At 29.2% G+C, this 22,059-nt stretch carries 16 protein-coding genes; 8 read left to right on the top strand and 8 right to left on the bottom strand.

The window, feature by feature from the left end:
* Positions 1 to 111: 111 nt before the first annotated feature.
* Both L3J60_RS09125 and guaA read right to left on the bottom strand, forming a co-directional pair.
* Positions 112 to 1,821 carry a LysM peptidoglycan-binding domain-containing protein gene (locus tag L3J60_RS09125; protein WP_291975193.1) on the bottom strand — a complete coding sequence of 570 codons (1,710 nt, stop codon included), beginning with the start codon at positions 1,819 to 1,821 and terminating at the stop codon, positions 112 to 114.
* Positions 1,822 to 1,841: 20 nt separating this feature from the next.
* Complete coding sequence (gene guaA, locus L3J60_RS09120) at positions 1,842 to 3,374, bottom strand: glutamine-hydrolyzing GMP synthase (RefSeq protein WP_291975192.1); 1,533 nt, start codon at positions 3,372 to 3,374, stop codon at positions 1,842 to 1,844.
* A gap of 306 nt (positions 3,375 to 3,680) precedes the next feature.
* Between guaA and gyrB the strand changes: the two genes are divergently transcribed.
* The 3 genes from gyrB to mdh all read left to right on the top strand — a co-directional run bounded on the left by gyrB (position 3,681) and on the right by mdh (position 7,822).
* Positions 3,681 to 5,621, top strand: a complete 1,941-nt coding sequence (gene gyrB, locus L3J60_RS09115) for a DNA topoisomerase (ATP-hydrolyzing) subunit B (protein WP_291975191.1) — start codon at positions 3,681 to 3,683, stop codon at positions 5,619 to 5,621.
* A gap of 100 nt (positions 5,622 to 5,721) precedes the next feature.
* Entirely contained in the window at positions 5,722 to 6,753 is a 1,032-nt protein-coding gene (locus tag L3J60_RS09110) for a DUF6588 family protein (protein WP_291975190.1), read from the top strand.
* 145 nt (positions 6,754 to 6,898) lie between these two features.
* Positions 6,899 to 7,822: a malate dehydrogenase gene (mdh, locus tag L3J60_RS09105; protein ID WP_291975189.1), complete on the top strand. Its 924-nt coding sequence runs from the start codon at positions 6,899 to 6,901 to the stop codon at positions 7,820 to 7,822.
* Positions 7,823 to 7,915: 93 nt separating this feature from the next.
* Here the strand turns inward: mdh and L3J60_RS09100 are convergent, their stop codons facing one another.
* From L3J60_RS09100 to L3J60_RS09090, 3 genes are all read right to left on the bottom strand, one after another.
* Positions 7,916 to 8,488: a carboxymuconolactone decarboxylase family protein gene (locus L3J60_RS09100; RefSeq protein WP_291975188.1), complete on the bottom strand. Its 573-nt coding sequence runs from the start codon at positions 8,486 to 8,488 to the stop codon at positions 7,916 to 7,918.
* Positions 8,489 to 8,490: 2 nt separating this feature from the next.
* Positions 8,491 to 8,940 carry a MarR family transcriptional regulator gene (locus tag L3J60_RS09095; RefSeq protein ID WP_291975187.1) on the bottom strand — a complete coding sequence of 150 codons (450 nt, stop codon included), beginning with the start codon at positions 8,938 to 8,940 and terminating at the stop codon, positions 8,491 to 8,493.
* Positions 8,941 to 9,147: 207 nt separating this feature from the next.
* Positions 9,148 to 10,824, bottom strand: coding sequence for a formate--tetrahydrofolate ligase (locus L3J60_RS09090; protein ID WP_291975186.1), 1,677 nt, complete (start codon positions 10,822 to 10,824; stop codon positions 9,148 to 9,150).
* A gap of 167 nt (positions 10,825 to 10,991) precedes the next feature.
* Here L3J60_RS09090 and secDF point away from each other — a divergent pair, with 167 nt between their 5' ends.
* The 3 genes from secDF to obgE all read left to right on the top strand — a co-directional run bounded on the left by secDF (position 10,992) and on the right by obgE (position 16,236).
* Positions 10,992 to 13,988 carry a protein translocase subunit SecDF gene (secDF, locus tag L3J60_RS09085; protein WP_291975185.1) on the top strand — a complete coding sequence of 999 codons (2,997 nt, stop codon included), beginning with the start codon at positions 10,992 to 10,994 and terminating at the stop codon, positions 13,986 to 13,988.
* Positions 13,989 to 14,124: 136 nt separating this feature from the next.
* A complete protein-coding gene (locus L3J60_RS09080) occupies positions 14,125 to 15,240 on the top strand; it encodes an adenylate kinase (protein ID WP_291975184.1) in 1,116 nt (371 codons plus the stop codon).
* Between the two features lie 3 nt (positions 15,241 to 15,243).
* On the top strand, positions 15,244 to 16,236 hold the full coding sequence (gene obgE / locus L3J60_RS09075; RefSeq protein ID WP_291975183.1) for a GTPase ObgE: 993 nt from the start codon (positions 15,244 to 15,246) through the stop codon (positions 16,234 to 16,236).
* Position 16,237: 1 nt separating this feature from the next.
* On the opposite strand, the gene L3J60_RS09070 is transcribed toward obgE, so the two are convergent.
* The 3 genes from L3J60_RS09070 to L3J60_RS09060 all read right to left on the bottom strand — a co-directional run bounded on the left by L3J60_RS09070 (position 16,238) and on the right by L3J60_RS09060 (position 19,297).
* The gene (locus L3J60_RS09070) at positions 16,238 to 16,711 is read right to left on the bottom strand and encodes a hypothetical protein (RefSeq protein WP_291975182.1); all 474 of its coding nucleotides are present in this window, start codon (positions 16,709 to 16,711) and stop codon (positions 16,238 to 16,240) included.
* Positions 16,712 to 17,027: 316 nt separating this feature from the next.
* Entirely contained in the window at positions 17,028 to 18,929 is a 1,902-nt protein-coding gene (locus L3J60_RS09065; protein ID WP_291975181.1) for an energy transducer TonB, read from the bottom strand.
* Positions 18,926 to 19,297 (bottom strand): BlaI/MecI/CopY family transcriptional regulator, encoded by a 372-nt coding sequence (locus tag L3J60_RS09060; RefSeq protein ID WP_291975180.1) that lies wholly within the window; start codon positions 19,295 to 19,297, stop codon positions 18,926 to 18,928. The genes L3J60_RS09065 and L3J60_RS09060 overlap by 4 nt, the downstream gene beginning before the upstream one ends.
* Before the next feature lie 129 nt (positions 19,298 to 19,426).
* Here L3J60_RS09060 and L3J60_RS09055 point away from each other — a divergent pair, with 129 nt between their 5' ends.
* Together L3J60_RS09055 and lysS are read left to right on the top strand one after the other, a co-directional pair.
* The gene (locus L3J60_RS09055) at positions 19,427 to 19,933 is read left to right on the top strand and encodes a DUF456 domain-containing protein (RefSeq protein ID WP_291975179.1); all 507 of its coding nucleotides are present in this window, start codon (positions 19,427 to 19,429) and stop codon (positions 19,931 to 19,933) included.
* Positions 19,934 to 20,171: 238 nt separating this feature from the next.
* Positions 20,172 to 21,872, top strand: a complete 1,701-nt coding sequence (gene lysS / locus L3J60_RS09050; protein ID WP_291975178.1) for a lysine--tRNA ligase — start codon at positions 20,172 to 20,174, stop codon at positions 21,870 to 21,872.
* Positions 21,873 to 22,059 lie beyond the last annotated feature (187 nt).

The raw sequence follows: 22,059 nt of genomic DNA, 5'->3' as shown, positions 1-22,059 counted from the left end.
AACCTGAACTAGTTTCAGGTTCTCATCATAATTAACAATTATCATTATAAGATTCTGAAACTAGTTCAGAATGACGATGCCAAGGATTTTTAGAAAGTTTACTTTTTACAATTATAACTTCAGTATTTCTGGAACTAAGTCTTTTGAAAGGCGAATAATATGAATTCCGTCATTTTCAATTTCATTTTTATCATTTTTAATATAATAAAAGTTATCGTCAATTCTTGAAGACTCTCCAGACAATAAACCATCTTCTAAATTTTCATTACTAGCCAACCTTATTAAAGTATCGTAGGTTATATCAAAACCTTTTATTGCGTATTTTGATGGTAAAGCATAATTTTTTTTCTTAAATCTTTTATAAAAAGAACTTTTTTCTTTTCCTTTAGAATAAACATTTTCAATTGATGGGTACGTAAAATTAAGTTTCCCTAAATAATTGTTATTTACGGTATCAAAATTTCTATCTTTTTTTAAAGCAAATAAAGTTACATCATAAGTATCATCAAAACTTTTTAAATTATTTACTGCTGCAACTGTAGTTATTAAATCATCCGAAATTAATAAAACCCAGTTAGATTTATTTTCAACCATTTTTTCGGTAAGTTTATCTATATCAATAAATCCTTTTGAAGATTTTATAACTGAAATTCCTTGAACCGAATCCATCTGTTTAAGCTGATTGACTATACGCCATAATTTAGATTGATTTTCAGGTTTATCATCATTTATTAAAACTAAATTTTCACCTTTATAATTATTTTTTATGAAATCTAACATTTTAGAGGTTAAAAAACTTTGGTTTGGTTCGGAATTTATTAAATTATTTGCAGAAAGTTTTTCTTGATTTTTTGAATAAAACGGAGCAACTACGTAACTATTTATATGATTTGCAACCCAATAAGCATTATCATAAAATAAAGGTCCGATTACAACATCATTTTTAGTGAAATTATGTTTATTGACTAAATATTGTAATTTGAATTTAGAGTTTTCAGTATCCATAAACTCAACATCAATTTGCACTCCTTTTTTTCTTAAAGAATCAATAGCCATTGCAGCTCCTAAATGAAAGTCTGTAACAATATTTAATAGTGAATTCGACTTGCTAAACCATTTATTTTCAACAGAATCCGTTAATTTATTCAATTGATAAGGAAGCATAAAATAAACTTTTAATTTTTTGGTGAAATCAATATTTTCAGTAAATGGTTTAAGTTCATCATACTCTTCTTCATCAGAAATAGGTTTTATTTTAATATCCATTCCTAGTTTTAAACCTTCAATTAATTCAGGATTTAGTAATTTTAAATCTTCTTCTGTAACCTCATACTTTTTTGTTAAACTATAAAAAGTATCATCTTTTATTACTTTATGCATTACATATTTAGTAGAATCTAACAATACTTCGTTAGTAGATTTTGGAATAATTATTTGCATTCCTATTTTTACTCCTTCTATTAACTTAGGATTAGCTTTTTTTAATGCTTCTATAGTTATATTATATTTTTTTGAAATACCATATAAAGTTTCCTTTGGTTTTATCGTGTAAAAATTATCATTTTCTACTTCCTTATTAAACTCTGAACTATTTTTTCCATAGTTTTCATTAGGAACAATAATAACTGTATTTGCTTTTGGTTTTCTTTTTATACCTGGATTTAATCGCAACAAATCACGAGTTGACAAGTGATAAAATTTAGCGATACTTTTCATAGTTTCGCCTTGTTTAACACTATAAGATTTATATTTTTTTTGTTGTGCAAAATTAATTTCGCTGATAAAAAAAAGAATAAATATTAAAAAAAATATTTTTTTCATAGATTGTAATTTATAATTGGTTATTCCCATTCAATAGTTGCAGGTGGTTTTGAGCTAATATCATACACTACTCTATTAACGCCTTTTACCCCATTTATTATTTTATTTGATATTTTTTGTAAAAATTCATAAGGTAAATTTACCCAATCTGCTGTCATTCCATCGGTAGATTCTACCGCTCTTAAAGCTACTACTTTTTCATAAGTACGCTCATCACCCATAACACCTACAGAATTTACTGGCAATAAAATTGCACCAGCTTGCCAAATTTTATCATATAAGCCTTCCTCTTTTAATCCTTTTATAAAAATGGCATCTACTTCTTGTAAAATTTTAACTTTTTCTTCGGTAATATCTCCCAAAATTCTAATTCCAAAACCAGGTCCTGGAAAGGGATGCCTTCCTAATAAATCCGCACTTAATCCTAAAGTTTTGCCCACTCGCCTAACTTCATCTTTAAATAACATTTTTAAAGGTTCAACTACTTTTAATTTCATAAAATCTGGTAACCCACCTACATTATGATGTGATTTTATAGTAGCTGAAGGACCTCCACTTACCGAAACCGATTCTATTACATCAGGATAAATAGTACCTTGTGCTAACCATTTTACATTTTTTATTAAATGTGCTTCATCATCAAAAACTTCAATAAAAACTTTTCCAATACTTTTTCGTTTAGCTTCTGGTTCCGTTATGCCTTTCAATTCTTTCAAGAAACGTGCCGAAGCATCAACCCCTTTTACATTTAAACCCATTCCTTTATATTGCTCAAGTACATCTTCAAATTCATTTTTACGCAACAATCCGTTATTTACAAAAATGCAATATAAATTTTTCCCTATTGCTTTGCTTAATAAAGTAGCTGCAACGGTAGAATCAACTCCGCCAGATAAACCTAGCACTACTTTATCATTTCCTAATTTTTTTTGAAGTGCTTCAACGGTGGTTTCAACAAACGAATCTGGTGTCCAAGTTTGGGATACCTTCGCAATTTTAACTAAAAAATTTTCTAATATTTGCAAGCCATCTTTTGAATGATAAACCTCAGGATGAAATTGAATTGCATATGTTTTTTCATTTTCAAACTTAAAAGCTGCATTTTTGACATCATTGGTACTTGCCAACAATTCACAAGTTTCTGGCAATTTGGTAATGGTATCACTATGACTCATCCAAACCTGACTTCCTTTAGAAACTTCTTCAAAAAACAAATCGTTAGGTTTAATATAATTCAAATTAGCTCGTCCATATTCTCTAATTTCAGAAGCTTCAACTTTACCACCAAATTTTTGAGCCATATATTGAGCTCCAAAACAAACCCCTAGTAGTGGTAATTTTCCCTTGATAAACGACAAATCGGGTTTTGGGGCGTCATTGGATCGAACAGAAAAGGGACTTCCTGATAAAATAACCGCTTTATAATTTTCTATTTTAAAATTTAAACTGTTGTAAGGAAAAATTTCGCAAAAAATATTTAACTCCCTAACTCTTCGGGCAATTAACTGTGTGTATTGCGATCCGAAATCTAAAATAAGTACCTTTTGTTGCATTCGCAAAAATAGTATTTAATTAATTATACTAGAATAGTTTGACTTTTTTTTTGTTTTTTTTTATTAAAATTTAAAAAATATTGACTCATTTAAAATTGATTTAAGCCATAATTAGTGATTTTAAAAAAGTAAAACATAATTAAGTTATAAAACTTTATTTTAAGCTACTTTTTATTTGATTTAAGCCATTTTTAATTAAATAACAATTGTTAACAACTTCAATGTTGTATGATTTTTAAGCATAAAATAGTACTTATTGAATTATTATATTTGTGTAATATAAAATATAGATAAAATTATTTTTTTATGAGCAACGAAGAAAAAAAACACGAGTATTCAGCAGATAGTATTCAGGCGTTAGAAGGAATGGAACATGTGCGTAAACGTCCTTCCATGTATATTGGAGATGTTAGCACAAGAGGATTACACCATTTGGTTTATGAAGTAGTGGATAACTCTATAGATGAAGCAATGGCTGGCCATTGTGATACCATTAATGTAATTATAAATGAAGATAATTCTGTTTCAGTAAAAGATAACGGTCGTGGTATTCCAGTTGGAATGCACAAAAAAGAAGGCGTTTCAGCATTAGAAGTTGTAATGACTAAAATTGGTGCTGGTGGTAAATTTGACAAAGATTCTTATAAAGTATCTGGTGGATTACACGGTGTTGGTGTTTCCGTTGTTAACGCACTTTCTGAACATTTAAGAGCAACTATTTATTTAGATGGTAAAATTTGGGAACAAGAATATGAACAAGGGAAGGCACTTTATCCAGCTAAAACCATAGGAGAAAGTAATGAAATAGGCACTTTAATTACCTTTTCGCCAGATAAAACTATATTTACACAAACCACTGAATTTAGTTATGAAACGTTAGCATCAAGATTGCGAGAACTTTCATTTTTAAATAAAGGACTTACCATTACTATTATCGACAAAAGGAATAAAGATGAAGAAGGTAATTTTATTAATGAAAAATTTTATAGTGATGAAGGATTACCAGAATTTATTAGGTATTTAGATGCTACACGTGAGCAACTTACAGCTAAAATAATTTCAATGGAAGGTGAAAAAAATGGTATTCCTGTTGAAGTTGCTATGGTTTATAACACTTCCTATACCGAAAATTTACATTCGTATGTTAACAACATAAATACGCACGAAGGAGGAACTCATTTATCAGGTTTTAGACGTGGATTAACAAATACACTAAAAAAATATGCTGAAGCCTCTGGAATGTTGAAAAATTTGAAATTTGAAATTGCTGGAGATGATTTTCGTGAAGGATTAACAGCAATTATTTCTGTAAAAGTTCAAGAACCTCAATTCGAAGGACAAACCAAAACCAAATTAGGAAATCGTGAAGTATCTTCAGCAGTAAGTCAATCCGTTTCTGAAATGTTGCAAAATTATTTAGAAGAAAACCCTAGCGATGCCAAAATCATAGTTCAAAAAGTAATGCTGGCAGCACAAGCACGTAATGCTGCTAAAAAAGCACGTGAAATGGTTCAGCGTAAAACAGTAATGTCCATTGGTGGCTTGCCTGGTAAATTAAGTGACTGTTCTGAAACTGATCCAGAAAAATGTGAAATATTTTTAGTCGAAGGAGATTCAGCAGGTGGAACAGCTAAACAAGGACGAGACCGAGCTTTTCAAGCAATTTTACCTTTACGTGGTAAAATTTTAAATGTTGAAAAAGCTATGCAGCATAAAGTTTTTGAAAACGAAGAAATTAAAAATATGTTTACAGCTTTAGGCGTTACTATTGGAACCGAAGAAGATAGTAAAGCTTTAAACCTAAGTAAATTACGTTATCACAAAATTGTAATTATGACGGATGCCGATGTGGATGGTAGTCATATTGCTACACTTATTTTAACCTTCTTCTTTAGATATATGAAAGAATTAATTGAAGCAGGTCATGTTTTTATTGCTACCCCACCACTTTATTTAGTTAAAAAAGGACAAAAAAGAGAATATGCTTGGAATGATGATCAACGTGATTTAATTTCTAGAAAATTTGGAAATGGCTCTAGTATTCAACGATATAAAGGTTTAGGTGAAATGAATGCGGAACAACTTTGGGATACGACTATGAATCCTGAATTTAGAACACTTCGTCAAATAATAATTGATAATCTAACCGAAGCGGATAGAGTATTCTCCATGTTAATGGGTGATGAAGTTCCTCCTCGTAGAGAATTCATTGAAAAGAATGCTAAATATGCTAAAATTGATGCGTAATTTCTAATTCTTATAATTTTTTAAAAGACTGCATTTTTTGCAGTCTTTTTTATTTATTAACTCATAATTTATATCTTTGCTTAAATTATAAACCCCTCTTATGAAAAAATTAACTCTTTTAATACTTACGCTAGTATTAAGTTATTCCACAAAGGCACAAAATTTAGATGTATTATTATTAGCAAGCGATGATGCTTCTCTATTATTTCAAAATTATATGACTCCTGTAATGAATGGCATGTCATACAGTTTAAATGACGGATGGTACACTACTGCAAAAACTCATAAAAAATTAGGTTTCGATTTAACAATTAATGTAAGTACAGCTATTGTTCCAAAATCATCAAGAACATTTCTATTTAATACTGCAGACTATCAATATTTAAGTTTGGAAAGTGGCAACTCTGAAATTCAAACCGTTATGGGTGGCAATAACAATAGTAAAATAGGTGTACGAATTCCTTATGAAAATGGAAATTATAAAGTTGCAGAGATAAATATGCCCGATGGTGTAGGTGGCGATTTACCTTTAAATGCCGTTCCTTCACCAATGATTCAAGCAAGTGTTGGCATGCCTTTTAAAACTGATATTAGTCTTCGGATTCTACCTAAAATAAATACAAATGATGTTGATGGCAGTATGTTTGGCATTGGTATAAAACACGATTTAATGCAATATTTTGGTCCTTTAGATAAACTTCCTTTGAATGTGGCATTATTTGCTGGTTATACAACTATGACTTCTACCTATAATTTACAAAAGGTAAGTACGCTTGCAGGAAACAATCAAGAAGCTACCTTTAAATTAAATGCTTTTACCATTCAAGCAGTAGCTTCATTAGATTTTCCAATAATAACTTTATTTGGAAGCGTTGGTTATGACAAAGGAAATTCTACTTTGAAAATAAAAGGAAGTTACAATTGGAATTATGACATTAAAGATTCAAATAATAATGTAGTTGGAACTATTGCAGAATCAGTAACTGATCCAATCAATATGGATTTTAATGCCAACGGAGTTAGAGGTACTTTAGGTGCTCGATTCAATTTAGGATTCTTTAAAATTTATGGAGATTATACGTTAAAAGAATACAACACCGTTTCAGCAGGAATTGCGTTTAGTTTCAGGTAAAAAAACGCATATTAATATTATTTTGAAGGATTGTTTAAAGCAATCCTTTTTTTGTTATAAATATTGCATTCATTTTCTTATAAATATTGTAATTTTGATAGATAACAGTTAAAATTAAATAAACATCATTATAAATTAATACAAAATGAAAGTAACAATAGTAGGTGCAGGTGCTGTAGGAGCAAGTTGTGCTCAGTACATTGCCGTAAAAAATTTCGCTTCTGAAGTTGTAATTGTTGATATTAAAGAAAATTACGCTGAAGGTAAAGCTATGGATTTAATGCAAACATCATCATTAATGGGTTTTGATACTAAAATTACAGGATCCACTAACGATTATTCTAAAACAGCAAATAGTGATATTGCTGTAGTAACTAGTGGTATTCCTAGAAAACCAGGAATGACACGTGAAGAATTAATTGGTATTAACGCAGGTATTGTAAAATCTGTAACTGAAAATTTAATCAAACATTCTCCAAATGTTATCTTAATTATAGTAAGTAACCCAATGGATACTATGGCATATTTAGCTCATAAAACTACTGGATTACCAAAAAATAGAATTATTGGTATGGGTGGAGCTTTAGACAGTGCTCGTTTTAAATATAGATTAGCTGAAGCTTTAGGTTGTCCAACATCGGATGTTGATGGAATGGTAATTGGAGGTCATAGTGATAAAGGGATGATACCATTATCTAGTTTTGCAGTTAGAAATAGTTTACCAGTTTCTACGTTTTTATCTAAAGAACGCATACAACAAGTTGTAGAAGATACTAAAGTTGGAGGTGCTACTTTAACAAAAATGTTAGGTACAAGTGCTTGGTATGCTCCTGGTTCTGCAGTTTCAGAATTAGTTAAAGCAATTGCTTTAGATTCTAAAAAAATGTTCCCTTGTTCTGCGTTATTAGAAGGTGAATATGGACTAAACGACATTTCAATAGGTGTTCCTTGTATTTTAGGAAAAAATGGTATTGAAAAAATTGTAGAGTTAGAATTAACAGAAGCTGAAAAAACAAAATTACACGAAAGTGCAGCAGCTGTTAAAAAAACAAATGGATTATTAGATTAATTCATTTTTATAATTCTTAATAAAAAACTCCTTTGAAACTTATATCAAAGGAGTTTTTATGTATGCAGATGTAAATTATTTTAAATTCTGTATTTAGTTTCGATATTTCTTTGTAAAAGGATACATCGGAAGTAATATAGGAGTATTTACAATAAAGAAAATAGTTTCAAAACATACATTACTATCTTCAGCTTTATTCCCTTTTAATCTACTCAAAAAAGCATCATATGTGTTGCCGAGTAAGTTACCAAAGAAAATCATCCGAATAAATAGAATTATATGATTTGCTGTTCTCATTCCATAATATTCAAACAACCTTTCTGTCATTTCTTTTTCAGGTTTTCTATTAGTTTCGGCATAGTGTTGAGCATACAACAATGCAATCATTTCAAAATCAGAAGTATCCGCATCAAATTGAAGTTTCAACATGTTTTTTACTTCATCGTCTCCTATCCCACTAGAAATTGCTTGTTTCGCATGAAACCAAGAACAGTATGAACAACCATTAACTGCTGTAACAATCAGCATTATTTTTTCCATAAATGCCTTACTAATATTTTTATTTTTCATTGCAACTACCATTTCAGGAAAATTATATAGAAGAAAACCTAAATCTTTGCATAATAATCGGAATGTAAATATTTTCTTATCGAATTTTTGTGCCATAGCTATTTATAAATTGTACAAAATTTATATAAAATTTTTAATCCATTTTCTAATTGATCAATTTCACTCTCTGAAAACTGAATTAAATTTTCATTTATTTTAGAATTTATTTCTTGTTTAATTGTGTTATTTATTTTTCTCCCTGATTTTGTTATTTTTAAATATATTTTTCGCCTATCTTTTATATCATTTTTTCTTACAACAAAACCCAAACTAATTAATTTATCAATAGATACTGTCATTTGAGGTTTTGTAATACCTAAAGTTTGAACAATTTCGGTTATATATAACTTTTTATTTTCACTTAGAAGTTTTAAAATCATAAAGTGATGTTTTGAAAATTCACTTTTTATTTCCTTTAAAATCGTACTAACAAATCGTTGACTTATATTTCTACAAAGTACAGTGGGAATATCCATTAAAAGATTAGATATTTCAATATTCTCTTTCATTATTAATTAACTTAGATAATAATTAATTCAGTGAACAAATTTAGCGATAAAAAACAAAATTTAAGCTTTATTTTTACAAAAAAATATTATATAGATTCTTATTGTTCTATTTTTTTTAAGAAATTTAAGAGAAAAATTTAATGAATGCTATCAATTTCATAAAAAAAGCCTTTCTTTCAAAGGCTTTCAAATATTATTAAAAATTATTTATGATAATCCAGAAATTACTCCATCATTATCTATTTCCATTTTTTCAGAAGCAGGTTTACCTGGCAAACCTGGCATACGCATCATTCTACCTAATATAGGAATTATAAATTCTGCTCCAGCCGCTATTTCAATTTCACGAACGGTAACAATAAAATCTTTAGGTCTTCCTACTAAAGTTTCATTATCAGAAAAAGATTTCTGCGTTTTTGCCATACATACTGCAAAATTGTTGAAGCCTAACCTTTCAATACGCCTTAAATTTAATTTTGCTTTTTTATCATAATCAACTCCTGCAGCCCCGTAAATTTCTTTGGCTATTTTTTCAATTTTAGTTTTAACTGGTTCATCCCAATTATAAATAGGTGTAAAATGTGTTTTATGAGATTCCACAATTGACACAACAGTTTCTGCTAATTTTTCTGTTCCTTTTCCTCCTTTAGCCCAACCTTCTGAAACAACAGCATGAACTCCTAGTTCTTTACATTTATCAATAATATAATTTATTTCTTCATAAGTATCGTTTATAAAGGTATTTATTGCAACAACAGGTTCTATATTAAATTTTCTAATGTTTTCAATATGTTTTTCTAAATTACAAAAGCCATCTTTTACAAATTCAATGTTTGGCGTATTGTATTCCTCTTTTTTAGCACCACCATGGTGACGTAAAGCTCTAATAGTAGCTACTAAAACTACTGCTTTCGGATTTAAATCTGCCGCTACACATTTAATATCTAAAAATTTTTCTGCACCTAAATCGGCACCAAAACCTGCTTCCGTAACTACGTAATTAGATAATGACAATCCCATTTTTGTTGCAATAATTGAATTTGTTCCTTGTGCAATATTTGCAAAAGGTCCACCGTGTATTATTGCCGGGTTTTCTTCTAAAGTCTGTACCAAATTTGGTTTTATAGCATCTTTTAACAAAATTGCCATAGCATCCTGAGCTTTTAAATCACGAGCAAAAATTGGTTTTTTATCAAAAGTAAAACCAATAAAAATATCACCTAAGCGTTTTTTTAAATCTGCAAAGTCAGTAGCCATACATAAAATTGCCATTACTTCAGAAGCTGGGGTAATATTAAAACCATCTTCCCTAGGAATTCCATTTGCAGTTCCTCCTAATCCTATTATTATATTACGCAATGAACGGTCATTCATATCAATAACTCGTTTCCATAAAATAGTTCTAGGATCCATATTAAAACTACAACATTTACTTTGCAAATTATTATCAATCAATGCAGATAGCAAATTATTGGCTTTTTCAATAGCATTAAAATCTCCTGTAAAATGAAGATTTATATCTTCCATAGGAACAACTTGAGAATATCCACCACCAGCAGCACCACCTTTTATGCCAAATACTGGACCTAAAGATGGTTCACGTAAAACTACCGTAGCTTGCTTACCAATTCTATTTAGCCCTTCTGTTAATCCAATAGAAACCGTTGTTTTTCCTTCACCTGCTGGAGTTGGCGTAATAGCCGTTACCAATATTAAGTTATTATTTTTAACTTTTTTCTCATCAATTAAATTTAAAGGTAACTTGGCTTTGTACTTACCATACATTTCTAAATCGTCTTCTTTAATATTTAGTTTAGAAGCAATTTCTTTAATATGTATAAGCTCTTTTCCTTGGGCAATATCTATATCTGTTAACATTTTCATATTCTAAAAAATTTAAATGCAAAGATACAAATTTGAGTAATTAATTTTCCTATTAATTAACTCGTTATACTTAATCCTTATAAAAACTAAAAAAGAATTGTTAAATCGTGATTGAAATTATATATTTGCACGTTTATTACAATAGAATTTTATTTAAAAAAAGTAACATGCAAAATAAAGGACTTATAAAGTTATTCGCTATTCTTTTTGGATTAGTAAGTATCTATCAATTATCATTTACTTGGTTTACACATGGGGTTGAGAAAAAAGCAAAAATATTTGCAGAATCTAGATCTGATAATGGGAAAAAAATAGCAGAATTTGAACAACATTATCTAGATTCTGTTGCCAATAAACCGGTAATTAATTTAGGCTTTGCAAAATTTAGCTATAATGATATTAAAGACAAAGAGTTAAACTTGGGGCTTGACCTTAAAGGTGGTATTAATGCCATTTTACAAGTATCTGTTAAAGATATTTTAATTGGATTATCAAATAACTCAAAAAATCCTATATTTAATGAGGCTTTAGCTAAAGCAACCATAGCCCAAAAAAATAGTGATAAAACTTTTTTAGATTTATTTTATAATGAATTTGAAACCCTTAGTAATGGTACTGTTAAATTAAGTGATCCTAGTATTTTTGGAAATAAATCGCTTCGTGAAAAAATAAACTTTAAATTAACCGATGCTCAAGTAAAACCAATTATTGCAGATGAAGTAACGGGTTCAGTAAATACTGCTTTTGAAGTATTACGAAGTAGAATAGATAAGTTTGGGGTTACACAACCAAATATTCAACGTATTGGTAAATCTGGTAGAATTTTAATTGAATTACCTGGAGCAAAAGATATTGATCGTGTTAAAAGATTATTACAAAGTACAGCTAAATTACAATTTTGGGAAGTTTATACTAACCAAGAAACTGCTAATTTCTTCATTAAAGCAAATACGGTTGTAGAAAACATCTTAAAAGAAGAAACCAAAGCAGATACTACTGCTACTAATAATAAAAATGATTTAAAAGATTTATTAGGGGAAGTTTCAGATTCTTTAGCAACAAAAAATCCGAAAAACTTATTTTCTGTATTTTCACCGAGCATTCCTCAAAATCAAAATCAAGTTTCTTCAGTAATTGGTACTGCAAAAGTGGCTGATACTGCAATAGTTAATAAATATCTAGCTTTAAAAAGTGTCAGAACCTTATTACCTAACAATTTAAAATATATTAAATTTTTATGGGATTATAAACCTTTTTCAACTAAGGCTACTGGTACAAATGAAAATGTTCAATTAATTTATTTATACGGTATAAAATCAAACAGAGAAGATATAGCTCCAATTGAAGGAGATGTAATTATAGATGCTAGCCAAGAATACGGACAAACTAGTAAGCCAGAAGTTAGTATGACTATGAATGCCTTAGGTACTAGACAATGGGCTAAAATGACCACAGAAAATATTGGTAAGTTTGTTGCCGTTGTTTTAGATGACTATGTATATACTGCACCATCTGTTAATACAGCAATCACCAATGGTAGAACTTCTATTTCAGGTGGAAGTATGACTGTTGAAGAAGCACAAGATATTGCAAACGTTTTAAAAGCAGGTAAACTACCAGCTGCAGCTCATATAATTCAATCCGAAATTGTTGGACCATCTTTGGGTCAAAAAGCAATTAATAGTAGTATGAGTTCTTTCTTTTTAGCTTTATTATTAATTTTAGCTTGGATGATTTTTTACTACGGTAAAGCAGGTGCATTTGCTGATGTAGCTCTAGCAGTAAACTTGCTATTTATATTTGGAATATTAACTGCTTTTGGAGCCGTATTAACCTTGCCTGGTATCGCTGGTATTATATTAACCATTGGTATGTCAGTTGATGCGAATGTAATTATTTTTGAGCGTATTAAAGAAGAATTAAGGCAAGGCAAAGGTTTAAAAGCCGCAATTAACCACGGATTTAGTTTTAAAGGAGCATTATCCGCTATTGTTGATGCCAACATTACCACGATGTTAACTGGTATTATTTTATACGTTTTTGGTACAGGCCCTGTTAAAGGTTTTGCCTATACTTTAATGGTAGGTATTGCTACTTCATTATTTACTGCTGTATTTATTACTAGATTAGTTGTTGATTGGTATGCTAACAAAGGTAAAAAGTTTACATTCAATACTAATATCACTAAAAACTGGTTTACTAATATTAATATTAAATTTTTAAAACAACGTAAAATTGCCTATGTAGTTTCAGGTACTTTAATTATTATATCAATTGCATCTATAACCACAAAAGGTTTAAATTATGGAGTAGATTTTGTTGGAGGTAGGTCTTATGTAGTTAAATTTGATAAACCAACAAATCCTACGGATGTTGCGGAATCCTTAAAAACCGTATTTGGAAGTGCTCCTGAAGTAAAAACTTATGGAGAATCTAGTCAGTTAAAAATAACTACAAAATATAAAATTGATCAAGAAGGTAATCAAATTGATGGTGAAGTTCAAGAATTATTATATAAAGGCTTACAAAATTATATTCCAAAAAATATAACTTTAGAAGAGTTTAAACCTGGTTATGGAGGACATAAAACTGTAGGGATTTTAAGTTCAATTAAGGTTGAGCCAACTATTGCAGATGATATTAAAACAGCCGCAGGTTGGGCAATTTTAGGATCGTTATTAGTTATTTTCTTATACATATTGTTTAGGTTTAAAAAATGGCAATATAGTTTTGGTGCAGTAGTGGCTTTGTTCCATGATGTTACTATTGTAATAGGTGTTTTCTCATTAGGATATCATTATTTACCTTTTGATATGGAAATAGGACAATCATTTATTGCGGCAATTTTAACGGTACTTGGTTACTCTATAAATGATACCGTAATTATTTTTGATAGAATCCGTGAATTTACAGGAACTCATAGTTCTTGGAAATTTAACGAACTAATTGATAAAGCCTTAAGCTCTACATTAGGTAGAACCTTAAATACTTCATTAACTACTTTAGTGGTTTTAATAGCCATTTTCTTATTTGGTGGAGATTCTATTAAAGGATTTATGTTTGCATTAATTATTGGTATTGTAGTTGGTACCTATTCATCATTATATATTGCATCGCCAATAATGTATGATACTGTAAAACGATTAGAAAAAAAGAAAAAATAAAATTTATATAAATTATATTACTTAAAAAACCGTTTTGATACAGCAAAACGGTTTTTTAATTTTAATTTTTATAAAGAAATTTAAAAAAAAAGCTAATATTATATTTGGATTATTAACTTTGTGACAAAGCAACAAAATGAGCATAATAAAACTTCACGACAAATACTTTAAAAAATACATCTCACAAGATAAAATAAATGAAGCCGTTCAGGTTTTAGTAGATCAGGTTTATAAAGATTGTAAAAATGAAATTCCTTTATTTATAGGGATTTTAAACGGTTCTTTTATGTTTATGGCAGATTTTGTTCGCCAATATAAAGGCAATTGTGAAGTGTCCTTTGTTAAATTAGCCTCTTATCAAGGAACTAATTCTTCAGGGAAAATAAAACAATTAGTTGGAATTAATGAAAATTTAGAAGATAGAACTATTGTTATTCTTGAAGATATAATCGATACAGGTAATACCCTTGAAGAATTATATAAAATATTTAATACAAAAAAATTAAAACAGCTTAAAATTGCAACGCTATTTTTTAAACCTGATGTATTTAAAAAAGATTTATCTATAAATTACATCGGAATTCCTATTCCAGATAAATTTATTGTAGGTTACGGATTGGATTATGACGGATTAGGCAGAAATTTACCAAGTATTTATCAGCTTACCAAAAAACCCACTATGAAAAATATAGTGCTTTTTGGTCCTCCCGGAGCAGGAAAAGGTACACAAGCTGAATTTTTAAAATCAAAATATGGTTTAATACATATTTCTACAGGAGATGTTTTTAGATATAATATTAAAAATAATACACCGTTAGGAAAACTGGCTAAATCTTATATAGATGAAGGAAATTTTGTTCCAGATGAAGTTACCATTCACATGCTAGAAGAAAAAGTTAACGAAACTCCAAATGCAAAAGGTTTTATTTTTGATGGCTATCCAAGAACAACATCACAAGCAATTGCTTTAGATAAATTTTTATTAGAAAAAGGAGAAACAGTAAGCGGTATGGTTGCTCTTGAAGTTCCAGAAGAAGAACTTGTACAACGTATTTTAAGACGCGGTAAAACTAGTGAAAGACCTGATGACGCAAACGAAGAAAAAATTCGTTACCGATTTAATGAATACCATGCTAAAACTGAAATATTAAAAGAATTTTACCTAATGCAGCACAAATACTTTGGCGTTAACGGAGTTGGATCTATCGAAGAAATTTCGAAACGCATTTTTGAAATAATTGATAAACTATAATTAATGACAGAAGGAAATTTTGTAGATTATATTAAAATTTTTGCAAGTAGCGGTAATGGTGGTGGTGGATCTGTTCATTTACATCGTGAAAAATACATTACCAAAGGTGGACCTGATGGTGGGGATGGTGGACGTGGTGGCCATATTATTGTTAGAGGAAACAAAAATATGTGGACACTTTATCCTTTAAAATATAAAAAACATTTTAGAGCAGAGCATGGAGGTCATGGAGGTAAACAACGAAGTTCTGGAAAAGATGGAAAAGATGTGTATGTTGATGTTCCGTTAGGTACTATTGTAAGAAATGGAGAAACTCAAGAAATCCTTTTCGAAATAACTGCTGAAAACACAGAACAAATTTTATTAGAAGGCGGTATGGGAGGACTAGGTAACTGGAATTTTAGATCGGCTACTAATCAAACTCCTCGTTATGCACAACCAGGTATTGAGAGTAAAGAAGGATGGTTTCAGTTAGAATTGAAAGTATTGGCTGATGTTGGTTTAGTAGGATTTCCAAATGCTGGAAAATCAACTTTATTATCTGTTTTAACCTCTGCTAAACCAAAAATAGCAGATTATGCTTTTACTACCTTGAAGCCCAATTTAGGAATTGTTGAATATCGCGATTTTCAAACATTTGTAATTGCAGATATTCCGGGAATTATTGAAGGAGCTGCGGATGGTAAAGGTTTAGGCCTCCGATTTTTACGCCATATTGAACGAAATTCAACCTTGTTATTTTTAATTCCTGCTGATTCAGATGATATAAAAAAAGAGTATGATATTTTACTGAATGAACTTAAACTACACAACCCAGAATTATTAGATAAAGAACGATTATTGGCAATCTCAAAATCTGATTTATTAGATGATGAATTAAAAACAGAAATTAAAAAAGAACTTCCAAAAGGAATTAAAACACTTTTTATATCTTCGGTAGCACAACAAGGCTTAACCGAGTTAAAAGATACACTTTGGAAAATGCTAAACGAATAATTTAATTTTTTAAGATTATTGGTAAAGTAAATTCTGTTGTAACAGGCATATTGCGTTTTATAGCTGGAGATAATATTGGTAATTTAGCAATACTCACTTTTAATAAACTATCAAATTTAGGAAACAAATCTTTAGTTTTTTTAGATATTTTTAAACCTGAAAGGCTAGTTTTCCCTAATAAATTAATCTTCAGTTTAACTAAAATGGTATCGTTAATTACTTCATTTGTAGTTAGTTTAAACTTGTTTAATGTTGCATAAATATATTGCGACATTTTTAATTGAAAGCAAATTTGCTGCTTTTTTCTAGACGGAATATCTTTACAACTAGGAAATAAAGGAAATGCATCTACCGAGTTAAAATCAACAATCGTATCTGTTTTTGGTATTGAGTTTTTTTTAGCAGTTTCAGTAAAAAAATCACACGATGTAATAAGAACCAAACAGAATACCGCTGTAAAAATATTTTTTAACATAAACTTTTATTTCCACAAGTGAAAATACAATATTTTAAGCAGTTCTACAACGATAAAAAAACCGAGAGAATTCTCTCGGTTTTTTTAATATAATCCTTTTCATATAATTTTTTGTGTATATACGTTTAATATCATACTTCATATTTATACGTCATGCTGAACTTGTTTCAGCATCTCATAGTTTTGACAATCACTGATTTATATTAATGAGACCCTGAAACATACCCGCCTGCTGCTGGCAGGTCCAGGGTGACGAACATTTTATGATTAATTACGGACATACAATATTATTTTAACTTATAAGTTTAAAATTAAACTACATCTTTTTTTTCATAATTATTTCTACTACTCCATTTTTACCTTCTTTACCATATTTTTTAGTAGCAGATTTGCCCTTTAAAACATTTATGCTTTTAATTTTATCAGTATCTATTTTATTTAAATCTTTTTTGGAAATTTCTTTTCCTTCTAAAATATAAATGGGTTGATTTTTAGTAGTTATACCTTTTAAAGTTTCCTTTTTTTGTTTTGGACTTTCATCTGCAACATTAAAAGCAATTGGCAAACTATATTTTACATTAACGTTTTTTCCATCTTGTTTTCCCGGAATCATTTTTGGAAGTAACTTAATAACTCTTATTGCTTCTTCTTGTAATTTTATATGTGGTGCTCTTGCTCTAACGCCTGTAACATTTCCTTCTTTATTTATGGTAAATAGTACAAAAACTCGTTTTATGCCAGATGACAATCCTAAACCTTTAGATATATCAGAATTAAAATTGGCACTAACAAATTGGGCAATATTATCTTGTAAACATTTTCTTAAAGTAGCTTGGTCACCAGAGCAACCTGGATAAACTGGTACTTTATCAATTACTGCAAAAGGGACTCCATTGCTTCTTTTATATTCGAATTTGTTAGTTCTATTTACAATAAAAGCTTTTTTTTGTTTATCATTAACCATAATTCCTATTGGCAAACTATATCTTATATTTACAACTTTTCCTTTATACTGACCTGGAATCATTTTAGGAAGTAACTTAATAACTCTTATCGCTTCTTCTTTAATTTTTTTATGTGGTGCTCTTGCACGAACATTATCAATTTCACCTTCTTTGTTTATGCTAAACATCACAAAAACTCGTTTTATACCTGGTTGTAAATTTAAGTGGTCAGCTAAATCTGCATTAAAATTTTTATTTATATAATTAGAAATATTTTCTTGTAAACACTTTCTTAACTCTATTTCTGTTCCTTTACAACCTGGATAAATAGGAACTTTTTTAATTAATGCAAATGGTATACTATTTTTAGGAATAATAGAATCGGTAAGAATTAAATTATTGTTTATTGTTCTTTCTATAGATTTATTTTGAAATGAACTGAATATCAACATTGCAAATAATAACGGAACAATTAATAAATACTTTAACTGTTTAACTTTTTGAGATTTGTTTTTGGTAATCATAACAATACGTTTTTTAATTAATGAATGTTTATAAAATTGATTTATAAAGGTGATATTTTCTACGTTAAAAGTTTCGGAAAGTAATTTGTTAAAATAGGTTGAACTATTAGATTTTTGGATTACTTCTTCATCTGAAAGATACTCGTGCAAAACGGTAATTCTTTGCTGAAATAGATAAATTAAAGGATTAAACCATTGTACTATTTTAAGAATTTCAAAAACCAATAAATCAATGGTATGCTTTTGTTTGCAATGAATTAATTCGTGCTGTATTATTTGTAAATCGTTATTTCTAAGTAGTTTTTCATTTATAAAAATGAAATTAAAAAATGAAAACGCCACTTTTTTATCTTTTAAAATAACTAGAGAATAGGTTTCCTTTTTAATCACTTTATTAGCTAAAATCAGCCTAATTATTTTAAATAATTTAACTAAAAATAAGATTGTAAAAACAACTACACCAGTAAAAAAAATGATTGAAATATAGTTAAAAGTATTACTTGAATTAATCGTTTTCTCAATAACAGTCTGCGGATTGAGAACTACTTCAGGCAAATACGTTATATATTCTTCTGCTATGTTTTTTTGAAAAATTTCTATTTTAATTAATGGAATAATAAATGCTAAAAAAGGTGTTGCTAATAAATAAAACCGATTCCATTTAAAAAAAGTTTCTTTATGCAAAAACAAATCATAAACCGCTAAAAAAAGTACTTGAAAAAGTACAACCTGAATACTATAATTAATCATCTTTTTGTTTTTTTATCATTTATAATCTTCATAATTACGTCTAGTTCCTTTAAATCAACCTTATTTTCATTTACAAAAAAAGAGACCATACTTTTAAAGGATCCGCCAAAATAACCATCTACAATTTTGTGCAAACTTTGATTGCTATAATCTGATTTAGGAATTAACGGATAATAAATATAACCTCTACCTTTTACTTTATGATCTACAATATTTTTAGTTTCTAAAATTCTTATTATGGTAGATACTGTATTATATGCAGGCTTAGGATTTGGCAATTGCGCTATAATTTCTTTAACCGAAGCTTCTTTTAATTCCCATAAAACTTGCATAAACTGCTCTTCTGCTTTTGTTAATTGGATATTCATTTTATAACTAATTTTTTAGTTTAATAATACAAATATAACTAAATATTTAGTTTTAACTAATTTTTTAGTTGATAATTTAAAAAATGCATAAAATTTTGCTCATTATAAAACGGAAACTTATATTCGCTTATGGATATATTTTTATTAATTCTTGGCTTTTTAGTTGCACTGTTAGGCATTGTTGGTTCATTTTTACCAATACTTCCTGGACCTTTAACCAGTTGGTTTGGTTTACTTATACTTAGTTTATCAAAACCTGTTCCAATAAATTATACCTTTTTAGGAATAACTTTAGGTATTGCTATACTTATTTGGCTTCTAGATTATTTTATACCAGCTTTGGGTACTAAAAAGTTTGGAGGTACGCGTTATGGAGTTGTTGGAACAATGATTGGACTTATACTGGGAATGATTTTTTTAGGTCCTTTTGGAATTATAATTGGTCCTTTTGTTGGTGCTTTTTTAGGTGAAATGATAAAAGACAGTAGCAATTCTAGCAAAGCATTAAAAGCCGCTTTCGGCTCATTTATTGGCTTTTTAACCTCAACCTTTCTAAAATTTATAGCTGCTGTAATTTACACTGGTTTTTATATTTCTATTTTCTGGGAATATAAAAACGCTTTTTTCACCTTTTAAATCTTTTCCAAAAAAAAAGCGTCCCGTTTTTTCGGGAAGCTTTCCATCGGTTTTAATAAAACCATGACGATTAAATCGTCAAACAACACAACTAATCTGCTTTTAAAGCAGATGACAAAGATACAAAATTTTCTTAAAATCAATATGATTAATACTTTTTGTTTAGAAATTATCTATTTTTTTAAATTGATTGTATCTTTGCTCACTTCAAAATAAGAAAAATTTAAAAAAAGGCAACATGCAATTATCACCACTAGAAATAATTAGAAGAGAATCGCTTCAAAAATTACGTGAATTAGGAATCAATCCTTATCCTGCAAAAGAATTTAAAACTACTGCATCTATAACGGAAATTCTTAACGATTTTAAGCAATTTGAAGGCAAGGAAGTTATTTTGGCTGGAAGAATGATGAGTAGAAGAATTATGGGAAAAGCATCGTTTGCTGAATTAAAAGATGCAAGTGGAAGAATGCAAATTTATATTAATAGAGATGAACTTTGCCAAACCGATGATAAAACTATGTACAATTCTGTATTTAAAAAATTATTAGATATGGGAGATATTATTGGGGTTAAAGGAGAAATTTTTAAAACCAAAGTAGGTGAAATTTCTATTAATCTTAAAAAATTAACTTTATTATCTAAAAGTTTACGTCCGCTACCGGTAGTTAAAAAAGATGCAGAAGGAAATGTACATGATGCTTTTTCAGATCCTGAACAACGCTATAGACAACGTTATGTAGATTTAATTGTAAACGATCATGTAAAAGAAACGTTTATCAAACGGACTAAAATAACAAACTCCATACGCGAGTTTTTTAATAGTCGTGGTTATTTAGAAGTTGAAACTCCAATATTGCAACCAATTCCTGGTGGTGCAGCTGCAAAACCCTTTATTTCGCATCATAACGCATTAAATATTCCTTTGTATTTGCGAATTGCCAACGAATTATATTTAAAACGATTAATTGTTGGTGGTTTTGATGCCGTTTATGAATTTTCAAAAGATTTTAGAAATGAAGGAATGGATAGAACTCATAATCCAGAGTTTACCGTTATGGAGTTATATGTAGCTTATAAAGACTATATCTGGATGATGAAAATGACGGAAGAATTATTAGAAAAAGTTGCTATGGATTCAAATAATACTACTGAAGTTCAAATTGGTGAAAATAAGGTGAGTTTTAAAGCCCCATTTCAAAAAGTTCCAATTTTAGATGCCATTAAAACGCATACCGGTTTTGATGTTGCCGGAATGAATGAAACAGAATTAAGAAACGTTTGCCAAAAAGTTGGTATTGAAGTTGATGAAACTATGGGAATTGGCAAAATGATTGATGAATTGTTTGGCGAAAAATGTGAACACACTTATATTCAGCCAACCTTTATTACCGATTACCCGAAAGAAATGAGTCCACTTACTAAAGAACACCGTTCTAATCCAGCACTTACTGAACGCTTTGAATTGATGGTAAATGGTAAAGAATTGGCAAATGCTTATTCCGAGTTAAATGATCCAATTGACCAACGTGAACGTTTTGAAGAACAGTTAAAATTATTAGAAAAGGGCGATGACGAAGCTATGTTTATTGATCAAGATTTTTTACGTGCTTTAGAATATGGAATGCCACCAACATCTGGTATTGGGATTGGGATTGACCGATTGGTAATGTTTATGACAAATAGCAGTTCCATTCAAGATGTTTTATTTTTTCCGCAAATGAAACCAGAACCGAAAGCTCCAGCATTTGAATTAAACGATGAAGAAAAAGCCGTGTTAAAAATATTAGAAACCAACTCCCCCATTTTATTAAGTGAATTAAAAGCTAAAAGTGGTTTGAGCAACAAAAAATGGGATAAAACTATTAAAGGACTTACAAAACATAACCTAGCAAAAGTTAATAATACCGAGGAAGGTTTATTTGTAGAGTTAGTTTAATTACAAACTGTCATTCTGAGCCTGTCGAAGAATTTCATAATATAGAAAAGGAGTTACTTAATTCAGGGCAAACTCACACTTTTATTTTCAATATCCTTAATAAATAGTCTTCATCCCAAGCCGCTTTGAGTCTTTTGCTTTTAACCGACAGTTTTTTAGTTTGTTCATTTTTCAGGAGGTTCAAGGC

It is taken from the genome of Lutibacter sp., assembly GCF_021647475.1.
GTDB lineage: Bacteria > Bacteroidota > Bacteroidia > Flavobacteriales > Flavobacteriaceae > Lutibacter.
Note: the sequence above shows the minus strand (reverse complement) of the source record. Positions and strands in the feature narration are given on the sequence as shown.